We start from the raw sequence: 18,592 nt of genomic DNA, 5'->3' as shown, positions 1-18,592 counted from the left end.
GTCCGAGGCGATGCGTAGGCGTGCGTCCAGTTCGCTCACAGAGTCTATTCTGGTGGACCAGATAACGTGAGTTCATGTCGATATCCCGCCGCGCCTTCCTCGGGCTCGCCGCGCTGGCCGCCGGATGCTCGGCCTCCGGCGGCACGTGGCCCGAGCTGCGGCTGGCGACCGGCGTGACCGGCGGGATCTACGAGCAGCTCGGCGACGGGCTGGCGGGGGAGCTGCGGCATGACGGGCTCTCGGTGCGGGTGATGAAGACCGCGGCCAGTGTGCAGAACCTGACGATGATGACCGACGGGCGGGCCGACGTGGCGTTCGCACTGGCCGACAGCGCCGACGACGCCGTCAGGGTGCGTCACCAGCCGGTGTCCGCGCTGGCCAGGGTGTACATGAACTACGTCCACCTGGTGGTGCGCCGGGGCTCCGGCATCGCGGGGCTCAAGGACCTGGCGGGACGGACGGTCTCCATCGGGCTGGAGGGCTCGGGCACGGCGGTGACCGCCACCCGGGTGCTGGCCGTGGCCGAGCTGGCCGAGCCCGCCGAGATCAGCAGGCTGGGCCTCGACGAGTCGGTCAACGCGCTGCGCGACGGCGAGATCGAGGCGTTCTTCTGGTCCGGCGGGGTGCCCACACCTGTCCTGGTCTCGTTCGAGGACATCGAGCTCGTGCCGCTCGATCCGCTGGTGCCGGTGCTGCGCCGCCGGTTCGGCCCGCTCTACGAGCACGCCCTGGTGCCCCCCGGTGTGTACGGCAGCGGGAAGCCGGTGCCGACCGTCGGCACCCCCAGCTACCTGATGTGCCGGACCACGCTGCCGGACGATCTGGCGTACATGATCACAGAGACCCTCTTCAGTGCCCGCGACCGCCTGCAGGCTCCGTCGGCGCCGGGCGGGCGGCTGGACATGCGCTACGCCATCGGCACCGGCGTCGTCCCGCTCCACCCGGGCGCCGCCCGCTACTACCGGTACGCCTACGGCTGAGCCTTCAGGCGCAGCTCCACGACCAGGCCGCGCGGCACGGCGGGCAGCAGCGCCAGCGTCGCCCCGCACGTCTTGGCCAGCTCGGCGGCGATGGCCAGGCCCAGGCCGCTGCCCGGCACGTTCGCGTGCGCCCCGGACCGCCAGAACCGTCCCAGCGCCTCGGCGCGCTCCTCCTCGCTCAGCCCCGGCCCGTCGTCGGCCACCCGCAGCACGCCGTCGTCCAGGGTGACCGTGACCGTGCCGCCCTCGGGCACGAACTTCTGGGCGTTGTCGAGCGCGATGTCCGCGATCCTGGCCGCGGCCTCAGGAACGACCTCCGTTTCGGAGATGTCGGCCACGAGCCGCACGCCCTTGGCCGCGTACACTTCCCGCCAGGTCCCCAGCCGCGGCGCGAGCGGGATCTCCTTGCCCTCGACCACCGCGCCCGCCTCCACCCTGGCCAGCGCCAGCAGGTCCTCGACCAGCAGCGCCAGCCGGTCCAGCTCCGCCATCGCCTCTTCGAACTCGGCCGCGCCCTCGCCCTTCAGATGCGGCTCGAGGTTCTCCAGCCGCAGCCCGAGCACGGTGAGCGGGGTGCGCAGCTCGTGGGAGGCGTCCGCCACGAACGCCCGCTGCCGCTCCATCGCGCTGGAGACCGCGTCGGCCATCGCGTTGAAGCGCTCCTCCAGCCGCCGCAGCTCGGAGGGCCCGGCGCCGGGGTGCGCGCGGGCGTCGAGCCTGCCGTGCGCGATGGCCTGCGTGGTGCGGTCGAGCTCGGTGACGGGCCGCAGGATCCAGCGGGCCAGCTGCCTGGCCGCCAGGGCGGAGTACGCCAGGGCCACCAGCGCGCCGAGCGCCAGCGCGCCCCACACCAGCGACACGTCCAGCCTGGCCCGGCCGGTGGGGGCCTCGAGCAGCACCACTCCGGACAGCTGGGCGTCCCGTCCCGCGGGCTCGGCGAGCAGCACCGTGGCCGGGCCGAACGGGCTGATCGTGGGCAGGTCCTCGGTGGTGCGGCCGGACAGCGCGAGCCGGGTCGCGTCCCGGTCGTCGGCGTCGAACCGGCCCGCGGTGGCGAGGATCGAGCCGTCGCGGTCGCGTACGCGTATCGCGGCGCCGTACAGCTCGGCATAGCGGTTGATCTCGGCGATCAGCCCGGCACGGTCGTCCTCCCTGGCCGCCTGGTCGGCCAGCTCGGCGAAGCGGGTGGCGTCGGCGCGGCGGTCGAGGAGGAGGCGGTTCGTGCGGTGGGAGGCGTAGGCGAAGCCGAGCGGCACGGCCAGCCCCGCGATGAGGAAGACGATCAGCGTGGTGAACGTGACCACCAGGCGGGAGTTCACGCCGTCGAGCCCAGCCGGTAGCCGGTGCCGCGCAGCGTCTCCACCAGGCCGGGGCGGCCGGTCTTCGAGCGCAGGTTGGCCACGTGCACGTCCAGCGACCGGGACGCCGACAGCAGCGGGTCGCCCCAGACCTCGTCGAGGATCTCCTCCCTGCCGCGCACCACGCCGGGCTCGCGCGCCAGCATCGCCAGCACGTCGAACTCACGCCTGGTCAGCGTCACCGGCTCCCCGGCCACCGTGACCTGCCTGGACTCCAGATCGATGCGGACGTCGCCGACGCTCACCACGTCGTCGCGGGCCGGCCGCGGCCGGGTGCCGCGGCGCACCACTGCCTCCATGCGGGCCATCAGCTCGATGGTGCGGAACGGCTTGACCAGGTAGTCGTCAGCGCCCGAGCGCAGCCCGCGCAGCACCTCGCGCTCCTCCATACGGGCCGTGACCACGATTAGCGGCACCGCCGACACCCGGCGCAGGCGGCGCAGCACGTCGAGCCCGTCCATGTCGGGCAGGCCCAGGTCGAGCAGCACGAAGTCGACGCCCCCCGCCAGGCGGAGGGCGTCGACGGCCAGGCCCGCCCGGATGACCTGGTGGCCGTGCCGGGCGAGGGCAGTGGTGAGCGCGGACGCGAGCCGATCGTCGTCCTCAACTAAGAGAACTCGCATACGGCCAGGTTAGACGCGCGCCGGGACCGAATCCTCCGTCGCCTGCTCGGCACGGGTGAGGGCGGCGTCCCTGGTCTCACGCATGGTGAGGTAGACGATGAGCGACACCGCGGCGCAGCCGGCGACGTACCAGAAGAAGCCGGACTCGATCTTGTTGTCCTTGAACCACAGCGCCACGTACTCGGCGGTGCCGCCGAACATGGCGTTCGCGATGGCGTAGGGGAGCGCGACGCCGAGGGCACGCACGTTCGTCGGGAAGAGCTCGGCCTTCACCACGGCGTTGATCGAGGTGTAGCCGGTGATGATGATCAGGCCGCACAACGAGAGCACGAGCCCGCCGCCGAACCCCTGGACCCCGCCGAGCGCCGTCATCAGCGGCACCGTGCCCAGCGTCGACCCGATGCCGAACGTGATCAGCAGCGGCCTGCGCCCGATCCGGTCCGACAGCGCCCCGGCCAGCGGCTGCAGGCACATGAAGATGAACAACGCGCAGAAGCTCACCAGCGTGGCCGTCTCCTTGGGCAGACCGGCGGTGATGCTGAGGTACTTGGTGAGGTACGTCGTGTAGGTGTAGTACGCGACCGTGCCACCCATCGTCAGGGCGATGACCAGCAGCGCTTCCTTCTTGTGGGTGAGCAGCGCCTTGATCGTGCCGCGGCTGTTCGGCTGGACGTCGCGCTCCTCCTCGTCGTACGCCTCGGTCTCCAGGAGGTTGCGGCGCAGGTAGAACACGACCGCGGCGGCCAAGGCGCCGATCACGAACGGGATGCGCCAGCCGTAGGAGCTGAGGGCCTCCTTGGACATCGTGTTCTGCAGGATGATCTGCAGGCCGAGGCCGACGAGCTGGCCGGCGGTCATGGAGACGTACTGGAAGCTCGAGGCGAAGCCGCGGCGGCCGCGCGGGGTGGCCTCGGTGAGGTACGTGGCGCTGGCCGCGTACTCGCCGCCGACCGAAATACCCTGCAGGAGGCGGGCCACCACCAGCACCACGGCGCCGAAGTAGCCGACAGCCTCGTACGTCGGCGCGATGGCGATCAGCAGGGCGCTGGCCGACATGAGCGTCACGGTGAGCGTGAGTGCCGCCTTGCGGCCCTTCCTGTCGGCGTACCGGCCGAGCAGCCAGCCGCCGAGCGGGCGCATGAAGAAACCGACGGCGAAAATGGCCGCCGTGTTGAGCAACTTCGCCGTGTCATTGCCCTCAGGGAAGAAGGACGCGGCGAAATAAATGGCGAAGCTGGAGTAGACGAACCAGTCATACCACTCGACCAGATTGCCGACCGATCCGCCGATCACTGCTTTCCAGGGCACGCGTGCCTTGCTCATGGTGGAACCTCCTGGGGGGAGTAGGTGCAGGCCAGAGCCTCTCCGCAGGAGGATGTTCGGACAAGGGCTGTAGGCCCAGATCTAACGTCCGCTTAACATGCGCGCAACCTTCGGCGTATAGCCGCCCCGCAGGGGCCTACAGCGCTTTGTAGAGCCCTACAGCGCCCTATAGTGCCAGCCGCCACTCGTTCCACTCGTCGAAGAGCTCGAAGCCCATGGCCTCGTTGATGGCCAGCATGTGGGCGTTGGAGGTGGCGTTCCAGGTGATGATCCGCTCCAGGTGGGGCTCGTGCTCGCGCAGCCAGAGCAGGTTGGCGAGCTTGAGCAGCAGGCCCAGGCAGTGGCCCCGGTGCTCGGTCAGCACCGTCGTGTCCGCCTGGTTGCCCCAGCCGGTGGAGCGGTCGGCCTCGAGGTAGATGCGCGTGTAACCGGCGGGAGCCCCGTCGGAGTCGCGGCGGGCGATCATCGTGTAGGAGCTCAGGCCACGGAGCGGGATGCTCTCCTCGCGGTGGCGGATGCGGTCGAGGTTGAAGTCCACGTCCTCGACGTCCGCGTCGCGCGGGGCGTCGTTCATGCCGTTCATCAGGGCCGCGAGGTCGGGGATCAGCTCGGGTGCGGCCGGTCCTGTCCAGCGTTCGAGGTGGTAGCCCTCGACGCGGGGGAGCATGCGTTCCAGCGCGGCCCAGTCGGCCTTGCGGAGATCGAGCGTGCGGCGGGCCTCCACGAGGGAGACCGTCATGCCATGGGCGAGCGCGAAGCGGGCGCCCACGCCGGTGGTGGGCGTCTCCGTGAGGAGCAGGGTCCTGCCCTGGGCACGCAACCGGTCCAGCGCGTGCTCGAACAGTGCCGCGCCGAGCCCCCGGCCGCGCCGCTCGGGGCGCACCACGAGGGGGAAGAGCCACCCCATATGGGTGTTGTCGAGCTGGGGCAGCGACAATCCGTAGCCGCCGACGACCTTTCCGTCCTCGACGACCGCCCACAGCTCGGCCCGTTCGCCCGGCGTGTGCGTGGCGACCTCGTGGCGGAAGCGGGCGAGCGAGATCGTCGGGCCCGGATCGTCGGTGTAGCCCGCCAGGTACGCGTCGTGCAGGCCTGTGACCAGGTTTCCCGGCCGGTCGAGAGCAATGGACTGGATCCGCATGCGTCCAGCAAATCGCACCGGGGAACGGCGGGGCGAGCGAATTTACTGGCGGTAGTTCTCCACCTCGTTGGCCGGGCGGGCGGCGGCGTGGTCGGGATCCTCACCGGCGCTGCGCCTGGCCCGGCGCTGCCTGAGCAGGTCCCAGCACTGGTCGAGCGCGAACTCCAGCTGCTTGATGCGCTCCTGCTCCTCGTCCGTGGTCACCTCGCCCTTGCCGAGCTTGTCGCGTAGCTCGTGCTCCTCGGTGACCAGAGCACTGATCCTGGTGAGAATCTCGTCGTCCCGCATGTCTGAACTCTAGTCACCGGCTGCGTCCCGCTTCACGGCCGGGGCGGGAACGCAGGTGTCCCCCGGCTGAATGCAAGACGACGCGTGATAAAACACGCCCTATGCCTGGTATTGCGCTGGTTAGGAAGCCCGGCCCCCGGATCGCCGAGGGCATCGTGACCCACATCGAGCGCGAGCCGGTGGATCCCGGGCGGGCGCTCCATCAGCACAACGCCTACGTGGCCGCGCTGGGCGCCGCCGGTTGGCGGGTCACGTACGTACCGGAGGCCGACGAACTGCCCGACGCGCCGTTCGTGGAGGACGCCGCGGTGGTGTCGGGGCGGCTGGCCGTGCTGACCAGGCCAGGGGCGCCGGAACGGCGGCCCGAGGTGGAGTCCGTGGCGGCGGCCGTGCGCGAGCTGGGGCTCAAGGCGGTCAGGGTCGCGGCGCCCGGCACGCTCGACGGGGGTGACGTGCTGCAGGTCGGGCGCACCGTGTACGTCGGAAGGTCGGCGCGCACCAGCGACGACGGCATCGCCCAGCTCGCGGGCCTGCTGCCGGAGCGCCAGATCGTGCCCGTGGACCTGGACGGCGTGCTGCACCTGAAGTCGGCGGTGACCGCCCTGCCCGACGGGACGCTCATCGGTGACCCTCGCCATGTGGACCTGCCGGGGCTGCTGGTGCCGCCGGAGGAGGCCGGGGCGCACGTGGTGCTGCTGGGCGGCGACCGCGTCCTGCTGGCCGCCTCGGCGCCCAAGACGGCCGCGATGCTCGAGAAGCGCGGACTTACTGTGACGAGGGTGGATATTTCGGAGTTTGAGCGCCTGGAGGGGTGCGTGACCTGCCTCAGCATCCTGATCACCGACTGAAGGCGTTCGGCGGCTCCTCATGCGTCTCAGCCTTCTCAGGATTTGAGACCAGGGACGGCGCATCCCGAGATGTCTGGTAGCGTGCATGGCATGCTGCGTGGGCTGCTTCTTAGCTGCCGCGGCGGGGGCCTCTAGGCCGGCTCCCTCGCCGCGGGGCCAGTCATGCGCGTCGGCCGCTTTCATCCGACCGACGAGGAGCCAGCAGACATGACCGCTCAGCGGCCCAGCCCCATGCCGATCCATCGCTATCAGCCTTATCAGCCCGTACGCCTGACCGACCGCACGTGGCCCGACCAGGTCATCACCAAGGCGCCCCGCTGGTGCGCGGTCGACCTGCGCGACGGCAACCAGGCCCTGATCGACCCGATGGACTCCCATCGCAAGCTCCAGATGTTCGAGCTGCTCGTACGCATGGGCTACAAGGAGATCGAGGTCGGCTTCCCGGCAGCCTCGCAGACCGACTTCGACTTCATCCGGCAGATCATCGAAGAGGACCGCATCCCCGGCGACGTGGTCATCCAGGTGCTGACCCAGGCCAGGCCGGAGCTGATCGAGCGCACCTTCGAGGCCATCGAGGGCGCCAAGCAGGCCATCGTCCACCTGTACAACTCGACCTCCACCCTCCAGCGCCGCGTCGTGTTCGGCCAGGACAAGGACGGCATCACCGCCATCGCCGTCGAGGGCGCCAAGCTGGTCAAGAAGCTCGCCGACGCGACCGACGTCGACGTCTACTTCCAGTACTCTCCCGAGTCGTTCACCGGCACCGAGCTCGAATACGCCGTCGAGGTGTGCGACGCGGTCAACGACGTGTGGCAGCCCACCCCCGACCGCAAGGTCATCATCAACCTGCCCGCCACGGTCGAGATGGCCACCCCCAACGTCTACGCCGACCAGATCGAGTGGATGCACCGCCACCTCAAGCGCCGCGACTCGATCGTCCTGTCCCTCCACCCGCACAACGACCGCGGCAGCGCCGTGGCCGCCGCCGAGCTGGGCTACATGGCGGGCGCCGACCGCATCGAGGGCTGCCTGTTCGGCAACGGCGAGCGCACCGGCAACGTCTGCCTGGTCACCCTGGGCATGAACCTGTTCTCCCAGGGCATCGACCCCGAGATCGACTTCAGTGACATCGACGAGATCCGTCGCATCACCGAATACTGCAACCAGCTGCCCGTGCACCCGCGCCACCCGTGGGGCGGCGAGCTGGTCTACACCGCCTTCTCCGGCTCCCACCAGGACGCCATCAAGAAGGGCTTCGAGCACCTCGAGCGCGACGCGGCCGCGGCGGGCGTGCCGGTGGACGAGTTCACCTGGGCGGTGCCGTACCTCCCGATCGACCCCAAGGACATCGGCCGCACGTACGAGGCGGTCATCCGCGTCAACAGCCAGTCGGGCAAGGGCGGCGTCGCGTACATCATGAAGGCCGACCACCAGCTCGACCTGCCGCGGCGGCTGCAGATCGAGTTCTCCAAGGTGGTGCAGGCCCGCACCGACAGCGAGGGCGGCGAGATCAGCCCGGCCGCGATGTACGAGATCTTCCGCGACGAATACCTCCCCAACCCCGCCAACCGCTGGGGCCGCCTCAGCCTCATGGCCCACCGCCACGAGTCCACGGTGGACGACAAGGACCGCATCAGCGCCGACGTACGACTGGACGGGGAGATCCGCGAGATCGCGGGCACGGGCAACGGCCCGATCTCGGCCTTCATCGACGCCATCGCGGGGGTCGGCATCCGGGTGCGCGTCCTCGACTACGTGGAGCACGCGATGAGCGCGGGCACCGACGCCAAGGCGGCCTCTTATCTGGAGTGTGAGGTCGACGGGCAGGTGCTGTGGGGCGTCGGCGTCGACGCCAACACCACGACGGCCTCACTCAAGGCCATCATTTCGGCGGTCAACCGCGCTTCCCGCGCATAAGGCCACGTAACTGATTGACTCGACCGCGCCCCCTCCGGATCAGGAGGGGGCGCGGTCGATTTATTGATGCCGAGGGCGTTTCTGCGCCAATTCGCAAATACGTACGCCAAACAAGGGCCCTCTCGTGCTTGCTCACTCCAGGTAAGCCGTATTCGGACTAACCGGCCGAAGTAGCTCCCAAGCGGCACCGACAAAGCCCGCTGGAGCGTCGCGGATGCGAGCCGATCGACGAGGAAAATCGTACGGCCGCGGGCATCGTATGCAAGAATTGGCCTAAGTCCCAGGCCGGAACTGGCTGCGAGCAGTTCTGTTCGTATCAATTTCCGGTTTGGCGGACTGAAAGCATCCAGTATCGACGGCACGTACACGCGCGCCGCACGCGCGGTAATAGAACAACCGAATCCCGGACAGATCTTATTCCTTGCACTGGCGACATAGGAAAGTCGGGAAACCGTGGCAAGTATTATCGCCGCACTCCTTGATGGGCGCGAGATCTCGAAATATTTGATCGGCATTGCAGACGTCGAGGCCGAGTGGGATCTCTACAAAATCAGCACCGATGCGAGCGGGTGGGTCGGCACCGGCGACAACGGAATCGCAATCGACGAGGCGCAAAGCGAAAGATGTATGATCAAATACGAGTTCTGGGATGGACCGCCCCCTCCGTTCGACTCGTGGGACAGAAGCTGGTCTGGAAGCGTACACCTGGCCTCGGGACGGGTGTTCTCTATAAGTGGCCGTTCCGGTGACGCGTTCCATGGCGCCGAGTTCGATCTCGGCCAACGGGACAACGTCTGGCAGGTCAAAATCCTTCGCAAGTCCCTGGGTTACGAAGAGTTCACGCCGGACCTCATCAGCTTCACTCTGCTGAAGGCGCAATTTTGGCCTGCGCCGCTGTAGGCAAGACAGGTGAGATCGAGGGGCACGGGCAACGGCCTGATCTTGGCACGTCTCGACCTTCATTGACACCATCACGACGCCGGCATCAAAGGTGGGCTCTTCGACTACGTGGAGCGGACGATGAGCGCAGTGCGGACGCCAGGCTGCCTCCTACTTGGAGTGCGAGGTCAACCGGCAGATGCTGTGGGAGGTGGGCGTCGATGGCAACACCACGGCAGCCACGATCAAGGCAATTATCTCTGCGGTCAATTGCACCGAGCTCGTGTTTCTGCGGGCTCGGGTTCCTACTCGTCGCGAGTGCAGTCGTAGACCTCGCTGTAGCGTTTTTGGGCGATGCGCATGAGCGCTATCAGGTCCTTCATCGCATCCCGACCCTTGGCGACTTTCGCCAGGAAGATGTCGATCAGTCGCTCTTTGCCGCCGCACTTAAACTTCGCGCTCACTCGGTACGGTTGGTCGTCCAATGGACTGTTCGTTACCTGGGCAGCCATGCCGTCACCGAGGTCGGCAGGAAGCCTGACTCCGCCGTGTCGTGTGTAGAGGTCACGTCTGCCGTCCATTAGAAAGTCCAGATGCTCCTGGCTCGTCCCATCGCCCACTTGTAGCCAGCCGACCTCCAGTGGCCGAGGCGTCGTATCAGGAGCCCAGCATTGACCGCTACTCTCATTGCCACGTGTTTTCTCGACGAACAGCCCCTTTGTACTACTTATCAATCGAAATGCTTGTTCCGGAACGAATTTGCAGATATAGGGCGTGGAATCCGCGACCTGCTGGGGGGTTGGGGGCGGTGCGGAGGCGGTGTCGCTTTCCGGAGTGCACGCTGTGCTGAGCAACGCGAGAGCAATCAGAGTGACAGTCAGCGGAGAATGCTTCATCCCCGCCCTCCGGAAGTGGAGGCTATCTGGAGGCCGAGGTAGTCGTCCACCTCGCTTGTCCTGCGCAAGGTGCTGCTGAAGCGATCGAGAAGATCATCGCTTCCGCCCTTCTTGCGAATCCATTCGAGGAACTCGCTGTAGTCCTGCGGTCCCATATCAGTGAAGGGCTTGATCGTCGGAGGGATGCCCGTCGCGAATATCTGATTCTTTATATTGACCCCGTCAAGCAGGCCCTTGTTCAACATGGCTGTGGCCAGCAGCTGCTCTGCCAGCCGCTCCACCGCCAGCCGATTGTCCGCGAGTGTCCGGTGCGTCTCGTCCAAACTCCGCCCGTGTCCGGACATCAGCTGCGAGACCTGGTTGGCGATCTGGTCATACGCGGCTCCGGAGAGCTTGTCGTACCCGTTGCCGATCAGTTCGCCGAACACTCCCTTGGCGAGCTGGCTCACCTGCTTGGCTCCCGGCACCGGGAGCAGCCCGATTGCGTCGCCCACCATGGTCTTCAGCGCCTCGTCCGCCTTCTTGTCATCCAGCCCTTGAGCGATAAGCACTTGCCGGCGGATCTCCGCGATGTGGCTGAAGGGGCGTGCCTCCGCCACCGTCCGGTCCGTCAGGAACTGCATGATGTCGGCCTTGTCGACCCGTCCATCCCCATCGAAGTCGAATTCCTTGACGTCGGCCATTGTGAATCCAAGCCGTTCGGCGTTGGAAGCGTCGAGACCGACCGGAGGCACGGTCTCTAGCGCCGCTCGCATGTGTTCGGTCTGTGCTCTCACCAGCGCCTCGAACCCGGTGTCGTTGGAGGTGGCGAGCGCCAGCGCATACGACATGTCCGCGGCTGCGACCCTGCCAAAGGTCGCGTGGTTCAGGAGCAGCTGGGAGAGTTGGTCGATATTGGCCGCGATCGCGCGGGCCAGGGAATAGCTCAGAGGCGCGTAACGATCGAATGCCTCTCTGTCCCTGATCTCCAGGTTGCCGCTGTCGGCTTTGCCGAAGGTGCCGCGTACCTCGTCGGCGAGGATCTTGGTCAGCTCGGCGGCAAGCTTCCGGCTGGTCGCGTCCTGGCCGGTCGTCGCGGTCGCCAGCATGTCGTTGAACGGCGCATAGTCGCCCCGATAGCGGGAAGCGTCCCACCGGGTCGTGAGCAGATAGTCAAGGACGGGCTCCTTCCACCCGGCCGGAGTGTGGTCCAGCAGGGCGTGTGACGCCTCGCGGCTGGACCCTGCCGCGTGGAACAGGTCGTCCACCACCGACGATGTGCCGTTCGCGCCCGGGCTGCCCGCGTACGTTCCCGGTCTGAGCAGGGCGCCGAGGCCGAACGCGCCGGCCAGGTCGAAGATGGGGACCTGGGCGCCCGCGAAGGCGCGGCCGAGCAGGTCCTTGCTCGCCGCCCATTCGTCGTTGCGCTGCTCGTACTCGTAGACGATCACGTCGCGCCCGACGATCTCCATGAATTCTCTCGAGAATGGCGGCTTCCCGTCGTGGACGCGCCAGATGAGCGCCTGTGCCTGGTAACCCGAGTACTTCGTGTCGCCGGCCTTCTGCTCGGCGCGGCCCTCCCGCACGAGGTCCTTGAGGAAGTCGGCGCCCACGTACGCGGGATCCTTGGGATCGGTTCCCTTGGCCAGTGCCGTGCTCAGCATGCGCAAGGCCTTTTGGCCTTGGCCGGCGAGCTGGGCCATGCGGTCGGAGTCCCCGCGGGTCCTGGCGTCGCGCAGCTGCGCGGCGAGCGAGCCGGGCAGGCGCGTCACGCCCCGGGCGCCCAGCACGCCGAGGAACGCCTTGACGAACTCCGCGTTCCCGGTCCGAGATGCGTACTTCTCCAGTTCGGCCAGCGCCTTGGCGTCTGCGTCTGCGGCGTTCAGCGCGGCGCGACCTGCCAGCGTCCCGTCCAGCAGCCCCTTGGCGGCCTCCGGACTGTCAGGCATATCGAGGAAGCTCCCGGCGGGCGTACTCCTGCCGAAAGTGACCCTCTGCCGCTGCAGCTCGTGGACCAGTTTCTGCCGCCGCCGCAGGTCCTCGGCCTGCGCGGTGACCCGCCCGGCCAACTGCCGCAGCCGTGCTGCCGGAGACGTGTCGAGTCCGGCGATCTGCAGCTCGCTGTGGAGGATCCGCGCCAGTGCCTCCAGTCGTTCGGCGGCCTCGGTGTGCTTACTAGTCATCGTGTCGAATTCGGGCTGCCTGACCCCGGTGAACCCCGTCATGGCGTGTCCTGAAGCGAGGCCAGCTTCTGAATCGCGCTGTGGACGGCCTGTGTGAGCGTGTCGCGCAGCTCCCGCTGGTCAGCGTGGACCTGGGCGTCGAATCGGGCGCTTGCCGGCCCCACCCACGCGTCGCCCTCCATCAAGCGGCAGGACGGATCGAGCGCCCACCAGTGCTCGTCGGACAGCCGCTGGATCCGCTCCGCCACGGCTTGCATCGCCTTGCGATCGATGTCAGCCAAGTTGATCTCCCAGAACCCAGATCATGAGGCGGAGGCCCCACGGCTTTCACACGGTAATCAATATCACGTCAACAAAACAAACTTAAACTCGCTGGGAAGATGCAGCGTATTCGGGCTTTGTTGGAGAATGGGCGCTTTGCCTGGGTGCAGCGCGGCTTCGGGGGAGCGGGTTGTGTGAAGTCGCTGTTACGGCCTGGTGTGGTGGAAATGAGATCTTTGGTTGCTTTGTCGGGCAAGCATTGGTTGTGGCTCATGGAGCTTTTTTGCCAAAGCAAATGAGAAATCTGGCGGGCGCGCTGGCTCTGCCCGGCGAGCCGCGCCGTGCCTCCTCAGTGCGGCAGGCGGAGAACGTGATCTGCGGCAGCCGGTGACCTTCCCGTGCGTAAAAGGGGATGAACCTCTCTACGTTCGGTGCAAGGCTGGGCTCGTGAGCGACACGCAAACCGTGGTCCTGGTCGAGGGAGTCAGCGATAAGTCGGCGATCGAAGCGTTGGCCGAGCGCCGTGGCCGGAACCTGGCGGCCGAAGGCATCTCCCTGGTGGCGATGGGCGGTGCCACGAACATCGGGACGTATATCGGCAAGTTCGGCCCTCCCGGTCGCAATCTCCGGCTGGCCGGTCTCTGTGACGCGAGGGAGGAAGGCGACTTCCGGAAGGCCCTCGAGCGCGCCGGACTGGGATCAAATCTCAGCCGAAGCGATCTGGAGGCACTCGGATTCTTCGTGTGCGTCGCTGACCTGGAAGACGAGTTGATTCGCGCCCTCGGCACCGCCGCGGTTGAGCGCGTTGTCGATGCCGAGGGCGAGCTGCGTTCATTTCGTACGCTCCAGAGGCAACCCGCATGGCGCGGGGGCACCACTCACGACCAGCTGCGCCGGTTCATGGGGTCGGGCGGTGGCCGCAAGATCCGCTACTCCGGCCTGCTCGTCGCGGCACTCGATCTCGATCGTGTGCCGCGGCCGCTGGAGAGGCTGCTGGCCCACCTTTGAGGCAGCCGAAGATGGCCGGGTTCGGGGGCAGACAACCGATCCCTGACGTCAGCGCCTGCGCTTCTTGCCATGACCGGAACGCCGGCCGCGCGCCCCCGGCCGAGGCCCCTCCACGAAACGGAGCGCGTGGGAACGGGTACGCAGCGGCTCGGCCACCAGTCTGCGTAGCTCGTCCATGCCGACCGTGGCGGGATGACCGGATTGCGTCACCGCCTCGATGATCTGTGGCGCCTCCCTGCCCGCCATCTGGCCGAGCTGCGTCACGACCTCCTCCGGACCGGCCAGCTCCAGCAGGTTGAGCAGGCCTTCTGTCATGAGCAGGAGTTGCTCGGAGGCGGACATATCCTCGGGTCCCACGGCTCCGGCGTCATGCAGCAGGGTGATGGCGATGGGCCCGAGCGCGCGGTCCCCGCGCAGGCGCGCGAGGAGCGACCGGCCGTCGGGATGGGTCTCCACCAGGGTGGTGAGCATGGCGGACGCGCGGGTGCGGAACGGGCAGGTTCGCACGGCATCCAGCAACGGCTCGACATCCCCGCCATGAGCCGCGAGCCAGCCCTCCAGCTCGGTCGTGGCCTCCTCCGGCGGGTAGTGCTCCGCGAGCACGCCGAGCAACCCGCCCGGCGCGGCCTGCGCAAGCTCGCCCACCAGCGGTGCGTCCCGGCCCTCGGCGAGCATCCGCTCGCGCACGCCCCGCATGCCGAGCGGTGTCAGGCTCACGAGCATGCCCGGCTCGGTGAGGATGGCACGCAGCCGGGTCCGCGCTTCCGGCGGCAAGGGTTGTTCGTCATCGTCATCGCCCAGGTCGCTGAGGTAGAGGGGATCGGCGACGCCGTGTCTCAGCTCCACGGCGCCGAGCTCGGCCAGGGCCTCCAGCGCCGCGACCAGGTCGTCGTCGGCCTTCCGCCGCCACAGGCCATGCGTCCGATCGCCCAGCCGCAGGTATTCGCTGCAGGCCAGCCAGACCGTCTCCTGGAGGCGGGCCACGGGGACCTGGTCCGAGAGGCCGTACACGCTGTTCAGCACGTCCGCCATCACCTCGTCGAAGACCTCCGCCAGCAGCGACTGGGCGTCCCATCCCGAGGCGGAGGCGCCGATCATGGGACCGAGGTCGAAGAAGACCTCGAAGGCCCGCGACCACAGCCGTTCCGGGTCACGCAGTAGAGGCGCGGCCTTGGCCACCCGCAGGAGGCGGCCTTTGCTCACGCGAACCAGGCGGGCGGCCTTCGCCCATTCGACGAGGAGATGCAGCTTGGGCATGTGCGTGGCGCTGCGAACCTTGAGGTCCTGCTCGCCGGTGCCGAGGAGCTCGGCCAGCTCGCGGGCGTCGGCCACGCGGAGGTTTCCGGCGCCGGTCAGCGGCCGGCCCTCCGCTCCGGCCCAGTCGGCCAGCGCCGCCAGCCTCCGTACGGTCTCGCTTCGCGCCGCGGCGGCGGCGATCTCAGGCGCGGGCGGCAGGACGATGGGCGGCTGAGGGAACGCCCGTTCCTCGTCGGGCCCCAACCCGAGGAAACGTGCCTCCGTCACCTGGTCGAGCACGTCCGCGTCGTACGTCACCCGCCCCGCGTCGACATCGCGCTGGAACTTCGTCAGGGCTTTGTGGTCGCCCGGGTCGACACCGTTGTCGATGGCCACCTGCGCCCAGAACTTCGCCAGCCCCAGGCGGTACGGGTCCGCCAACGCCGCCGGATATTCCTTCACGGCCTCGGCCACGGCCTTCTCCAACTCGGCCGTAGCGGCGCCGCGCGGGTCGCGGACGCCGGTCGCGTCGAGGTAGCGCAGCAGCGTGATCAGGGTTTCCGGGGCGGCGTCGAGGTCCTCCCGGGGTGCGGCGACGTACCGGGGGATCCACTCCAGCAGGAACCGCCGCACCTGCGCGGCATCCCAGAAGGCCAGCCGTCCGTCTCTGCTGCGATGGCGGGAGTCCAAGGCCGCCGTCAGCACCAAGCCGTCGGCGGCGAGGCCGCGGTCCTCGGCCCAGTCCAGGCAGCGGCGGATCAGCAGGTCCTTGGCCGCCTCGAACTCCTCTTCCTGGTCCGGCTCGAAAAAGGTCCGCATGATTCCCCACGGTGGTTCCGGCTGCCCTGGAGGCTGGAAGCCGCGCGGGCCGATGACTCTCCATGATGGACCATCGACCCGCTGTGCGCGGGCCGCCATCGCCAGACTCGTGACCGGGGCCGTGCTGTGCGCGCCGGCCACGTCGATGCCGCAGTTCATCGTCTTCCGCGTCGTGCAGCGCATGGGGGATGACGCACGCGGCTATCCGGCGGCCACGTTCCCATCCGGCGGGCACAGCAAGGAGACCAGCAGCCCCGCGAACTCCGTCACCGCCCAGGGCAGCCGTCGGCCCAGAGCGGTCTGCACCTGGGCCTCCCGCTGGCGGAACACGGGATGGTCCAGCCGGACGTAGGCGACCCCTTCGACCGACGTCTCGCGATGCAGGTCGCCGAGATCCCCTACGAGCGCGATGCCACCCCCGCAGCGGACGAACTCGTGCAGCGGCCCCAGCCCGTCGCAGACCAGCACCGGGCGGACGGTCAGCCCCTCGATCTGCGCGCCGATGTCGAAGAGCTCACGCTGGCTGGTGCCGGTGGAGGCGAGGGCCAGGGGGTGTTCGCACAACTCCGCCAGCCCGACCTGACCCCGCCCCGCGAGTTCGTGCCCGAGCGGGACGATCGCGACCACCGGGATCACGACGGCGCACTCCACCCGCACATCGTGCTGCGGTCCCATCGCATACGTGACGGCGACGTCGGCGATCCCCTCGATCACCCGGCGGGTCGCCTCCTGCCGGGGGACGACGTCGAGATGGAACGTCACGTCGGGGTGGTCGCGCCGGAAGGCCGCCATCGCCCGCGGGACGATACGGCGTCCGAACCCCTCCGAACAGGCCACCGTGACATTGCGGGCATCTGCTCCGCGTCCGGTCCGCAACTCGTTCACCAGAGCGGACGCCTCGGCCTCGCTGCGGCGGACATGGGCGAGGAGCCGGGACCCGGCCTCGGTCAGTGTCATCCCGCGCGGATGCCGGACGAACAAGGACACCCCGCACCCCGACTCCAGCTTGCTGATCTGCCTGCTGATCGCCGAAGGCGCGACGGTCAGCGAACGGGCCGCCTCGGTCACCGAACCGGTCCGCGCGACCTCGAGGAAGTACGACAGGCCCACTGGCAGGAGTTGCACCGGACCACCTCCCGGTCAGGCTTCGGGCGCGGGTTTGCCAATAGTAGAACGCGGGATGCGGCAAACGGCAATGGTCCCCGGCCGGTGAACCGCCCTACGCTGCTGATCGGAGCGCCGCCCAGACTCCACGGAGGAACCTCTCGTGATCCCAGCAGACCTCATCGAACAGGCGGAGGAGTACGTCGACTCCGGTGCCTTCTTCGCCGAGCTCGCCACGATGGTCTCCTATCCCACCGAGAGCACCAAGCCGGAAAGCCGTGTTGCTGTCAAGGCATACCTCGACGAGGTTCTGGCGCCCGCGCTGACCGACCTCGGGTGCTCCGTGACCGAGCACCCCAACCCCGACGCCGGCGGGGGGCCGTTCCTGGTCGGCACCCGGGTCGAGTCCCCCTCGCTGCCGACGCTCCTCTGCTACGGCCACGCCGATGTGGTGGACGGCCACGCCGGCCGGTGGAGCGCAGGCCGTGACCCGTGGACGCTGACCGCGGACGGCGACCGCTGGTACGGCCGCGGATCGGCCGACAACAAGGGACAGCACCTGATCAACCTCGCGGCGCTGCGCCTGCTGCTCGCCCGGCAGGGGAGGCTCGGCTTCAACCTGATCTTCCTCTTCGAGTCCGGTGAGGAGGTCGGCTCGCCGGGGCTGGCCGAGTTCGCCGCCGCGCACCGCGAGGCGCTGCGGGCGGACGTCCTGATCGCCTCGGACGGCCCGCGCCTGGACGCGGCGACGCCCACGCTGTTCCTCGGGTCACGCGGAGGCGTCGACATCCAGCTCGAGGTCGATCTGCGCCCCAACAGCTATCACTCCGGCAACTGGGGCGGTGTCCTCCGCAACCCCGCCACCACCCTCGCCGGCGCGATCGCGAGCTGCGTCGACGGGCACGGGCGCGTCCAGGTGCCCGCGCTGCTGCCGCCGGAGCTCCCGGACGCGGTCCGCGAGGCGCTGGCCGGCGTCACGGTCGCGAACACCCCCGGCGACCCGGTCCCCGACGAAGGCTGGGGCGACACCGGTCTGACCGCCGCCGAGCGGCTGTACGGCTGGAACACGCTGGAGGTCCTGTCGATGGGGTCGGGCGACATCGACAACCCGGTCAACGCGATCCCCGGACGGGCCCGTGCGATCCTGCAGCTGCGGTACGTGGCCGGGACCGATGTGAGCGGCGCGGAGCAGGCCATCACCGAGCATCTCGCCGCCCACGGCTACCCGATGGTCGGCGTCAGCGTCCTGCGCCACTTCCCCGCCAGCCGTACGGCACTCGACGACCCGTGGACACGATGGGCCAAGGGGGCGCTGGAGCAGGTGACCGGCAAGCGTGTCGCCGTGCTGCCGAACATCGGCGGTTCCCTGCCCAACTTCGTCTTCACCGACGTCCTCGGCCTGCCGACACTGTGGCTGCCGCACTCGTACCCTGGCTGCCTCCAGCACGCGCCCGACGAGCACCTGCTGGCCATGATCGCCCGTGAGGGCATCGTGCTGGCCGCCGCGCTGTTCCACGCTCTCGGCAACCCTCCGGCCGACCACCCTCTCCCCGCTCGCCGCCCGGCCTGACGACGTCAGCCGCGCCCCCCGCCGGAAGGACCCTCGACGGCCGTCGCCTCGACCGGTTCGGCTCAGCCCGCGGACCGCCCGGCGGCGTCCGCGAGGTGTGGCTCCGCCGGACGCGCGATCGCGGCGGCGGCCATCGGCAACGCGCTCGAGCGGTTCGACCTCGCCGTGTACGCGCCGAC

Annotated in this window: 16 protein-coding genes; 6 read left to right on the top strand and 10 right to left on the bottom strand. The window is 68.7% G+C overall.

Annotation, left to right across the window (positions count from 1 at the left end; translation table 11 throughout):
• Positions 1 to 74: 74 nt before the first annotated feature.
• On the top strand, positions 75 to 980 hold the full coding sequence (locus ACIBVN_RS09070; RefSeq protein ID WP_397134283.1) for a TAXI family TRAP transporter solute-binding subunit: 906 nt from the start codon (positions 75 to 77) through the stop codon (positions 978 to 980).
• Here ACIBVN_RS09070 and ACIBVN_RS09065 read toward each other — a convergent pair.
• The 5 genes from ACIBVN_RS09065 to ACIBVN_RS09045 form a co-directional block, all read right to left on the bottom strand.
• On the bottom strand, positions 971 to 2,299 hold the full coding sequence (locus tag ACIBVN_RS09065) for an ATP-binding protein (RefSeq protein WP_397134281.1): 1,329 nt from the start codon (positions 2,297 to 2,299) through the stop codon (positions 971 to 973). The genes ACIBVN_RS09070 and ACIBVN_RS09065 overlap by 10 nt on opposite strands.
• The gene (locus ACIBVN_RS09060) at positions 2,296 to 2,961 is read right to left on the bottom strand and encodes a response regulator transcription factor (protein ID WP_397134279.1); all 666 of its coding nucleotides are present in this window, start codon (positions 2,959 to 2,961) and stop codon (positions 2,296 to 2,298) included. The genes ACIBVN_RS09065 and ACIBVN_RS09060 overlap by 4 nt, the downstream gene beginning before the upstream one ends.
• Before the next feature lie 9 nt (positions 2,962 to 2,970).
• Positions 2,971 to 4,284 carry an MFS transporter gene (locus ACIBVN_RS09055; protein ID WP_397134277.1) on the bottom strand — a complete coding sequence of 438 codons (1,314 nt, stop codon included), beginning with the start codon at positions 4,282 to 4,284 and terminating at the stop codon, positions 2,971 to 2,973.
• 166 nt (positions 4,285 to 4,450) lie between these two features.
• Complete coding sequence (locus ACIBVN_RS09050) at positions 4,451 to 5,425, bottom strand: GNAT family N-acetyltransferase (RefSeq protein WP_397134275.1); 975 nt, start codon at positions 5,423 to 5,425, stop codon at positions 4,451 to 4,453.
• A 42-nt stretch (positions 5,426 to 5,467) separates the two neighbouring features.
• Positions 5,468 to 5,713, bottom strand: coding sequence for a DUF2630 family protein (locus tag ACIBVN_RS09045; protein WP_397134273.1), 246 nt, complete (start codon positions 5,711 to 5,713; stop codon positions 5,468 to 5,470).
• A 101-nt stretch (positions 5,714 to 5,814) separates the two neighbouring features.
• On the opposite strand from ACIBVN_RS09045, the gene ddaH reads away from it, so the two are divergent.
• The 3 genes from ddaH to ACIBVN_RS09030 all read left to right on the top strand — a co-directional run bounded on the left by ddaH (position 5,815) and on the right by ACIBVN_RS09030 (position 9,378).
• Entirely contained in the window at positions 5,815 to 6,561 is a 747-nt protein-coding gene (gene ddaH / locus ACIBVN_RS09040) for a dimethylargininase (protein ID WP_397134271.1), read from the top strand.
• A 207-nt stretch (positions 6,562 to 6,768) separates the two neighbouring features.
• Positions 6,769 to 8,478, top strand: a complete 1,710-nt coding sequence (gene leuA / locus ACIBVN_RS09035; RefSeq protein WP_397134269.1) for a 2-isopropylmalate synthase — start codon at positions 6,769 to 6,771, stop codon at positions 8,476 to 8,478.
• 453 nt (positions 8,479 to 8,931) lie between these two features.
• Positions 8,932 to 9,378 (top strand): hypothetical protein, encoded by a 447-nt coding sequence (locus ACIBVN_RS09030; protein WP_397134267.1) that lies wholly within the window; start codon positions 8,932 to 8,934, stop codon positions 9,376 to 9,378.
• Between the two features lie 284 nt (positions 9,379 to 9,662).
• Here the strand turns inward: ACIBVN_RS09030 and ACIBVN_RS09025 are convergent, their stop codons facing one another.
• Genes ACIBVN_RS09025 through ACIBVN_RS09015 form a run of 3 tightly spaced genes read right to left on the bottom strand, consistent with a single transcriptional unit; the run spans position 9,663 to position 12,696 of the window.
• Positions 9,663 to 10,253: a hypothetical protein gene (locus ACIBVN_RS09025; RefSeq protein ID WP_397134265.1), complete on the bottom strand. Its 591-nt coding sequence runs from the start codon at positions 10,251 to 10,253 to the stop codon at positions 9,663 to 9,665.
• Positions 10,250 to 12,457 carry a hypothetical protein gene (locus ACIBVN_RS09020; protein ID WP_397134263.1) on the bottom strand — a complete coding sequence of 736 codons (2,208 nt, stop codon included), beginning with the start codon at positions 12,455 to 12,457 and terminating at the stop codon, positions 10,250 to 10,252. Before ACIBVN_RS09020 ends, ACIBVN_RS09025 begins: the two co-directional genes overlap by 4 nt.
• A complete protein-coding gene (locus ACIBVN_RS09015; RefSeq protein WP_397134261.1) occupies positions 12,454 to 12,696 on the bottom strand; it encodes a hypothetical protein in 243 nt (80 codons plus the stop codon). Before ACIBVN_RS09015 ends, ACIBVN_RS09020 begins: the two co-directional genes overlap by 4 nt.
• Before the next feature lie 427 nt (positions 12,697 to 13,123).
• Here ACIBVN_RS09015 and ACIBVN_RS09010 point away from each other — a divergent pair, with 427 nt between their 5' ends.
• Positions 13,124 to 13,684 carry a TOPRIM nucleotidyl transferase/hydrolase domain-containing protein gene (locus ACIBVN_RS09010; RefSeq protein WP_397134259.1) on the top strand — a complete coding sequence of 187 codons (561 nt, stop codon included), beginning with the start codon at positions 13,124 to 13,126 and terminating at the stop codon, positions 13,682 to 13,684.
• 48 nt (positions 13,685 to 13,732) lie between these two features.
• Here ACIBVN_RS09010 and ACIBVN_RS09005 read toward each other — a convergent pair whose 3' ends face one another.
• Positions 13,733 to 15,739, bottom strand: a complete 2,007-nt coding sequence (locus ACIBVN_RS09005; protein WP_397134257.1) for a hypothetical protein — start codon at positions 15,737 to 15,739, stop codon at positions 13,733 to 13,735.
• A 201-nt stretch (positions 15,740 to 15,940) separates the two neighbouring features.
• The gene (locus tag ACIBVN_RS09000; RefSeq protein WP_397134255.1) at positions 15,941 to 16,864 is read right to left on the bottom strand and encodes a LysR family transcriptional regulator; all 924 of its coding nucleotides are present in this window, start codon (positions 16,862 to 16,864) and stop codon (positions 15,941 to 15,943) included.
• Positions 16,865 to 17,006: 142 nt separating this feature from the next.
• On the opposite strand from ACIBVN_RS09000, the gene ACIBVN_RS08995 reads away from it, so the two are divergent.
• On the top strand, positions 17,007 to 18,413 hold the full coding sequence (locus ACIBVN_RS08995; RefSeq protein WP_397134253.1) for a M20 family metallopeptidase: 1,407 nt from the start codon (positions 17,007 to 17,009) through the stop codon (positions 18,411 to 18,413).
• The last annotated feature ends 179 nt before the right edge of the window (positions 18,414 to 18,592 follow it).

The sequence above is a fragment of the Nonomuraea sp. NPDC049400 genome (genome assembly GCF_044466425.1).
Lineage (GTDB): Bacteria > Actinomycetota > Actinomycetes > Streptosporangiales > Streptosporangiaceae > Nonomuraea.
Note: the sequence above shows the minus strand (reverse complement) of the source record. Positions and strands in the feature narration are given on the sequence as shown.

What these genes read in the sequence shown, in the direction of transcription:
- ACIBVN_RS09025 (WP_397134265.1), bottom strand. Translation starts at nt 10,253, where the DNA reads ATGAAGCATTCTCCGCTGACTGTCACTCTGATTGCTCTCGCGTTGCTC.
- ACIBVN_RS09005 (WP_397134257.1), bottom strand. Translation starts at nt 15,739, where the DNA reads ATGCGGACCTTTTTCGAGCCGGACCAGGAAGAGGAGTTCGAGGCGGCC.
- ACIBVN_RS09045 (WP_397134273.1), bottom strand. Translation starts at nt 5,713, where the DNA reads ATGCGGGACGACGAGATTCTCACCAGGATCAGTGCTCTGGTCACCGAG.
- ACIBVN_RS09060 (WP_397134279.1), bottom strand. Translation starts at nt 2,961, where the DNA reads ATGCGAGTTCTCTTAGTTGAGGACGACGATCGGCTCGCGTCCGCGCTC.
- leuA (WP_397134269.1), top strand. Translation starts at nt 6,769, where the DNA reads ATGACCGCTCAGCGGCCCAGCCCCATGCCGATCCATCGCTATCAGCCT.
- ACIBVN_RS09070 (WP_397134283.1), top strand. Translation starts at nt 75, where the DNA reads ATGTCGATATCCCGCCGCGCCTTCCTCGGGCTCGCCGCGCTGGCCGCC.
- ACIBVN_RS09055 (WP_397134277.1), bottom strand. Translation starts at nt 4,284, where the DNA reads ATGAGCAAGGCACGCGTGCCCTGGAAAGCAGTGATCGGCGGATCGGTC.
- ddaH (WP_397134271.1), top strand. Translation starts at nt 5,815, where the DNA reads ATGCCTGGTATTGCGCTGGTTAGGAAGCCCGGCCCCCGGATCGCCGAG.
- ACIBVN_RS09020 (WP_397134263.1), bottom strand. Translation starts at nt 12,457, where the DNA reads ATGACGGGGTTCACCGGGGTCAGGCAGCCCGAATTCGACACGATGACT.
- ACIBVN_RS09050 (WP_397134275.1), bottom strand. Translation starts at nt 5,425, where the DNA reads ATGCGGATCCAGTCCATTGCTCTCGACCGGCCGGGAAACCTGGTCACA.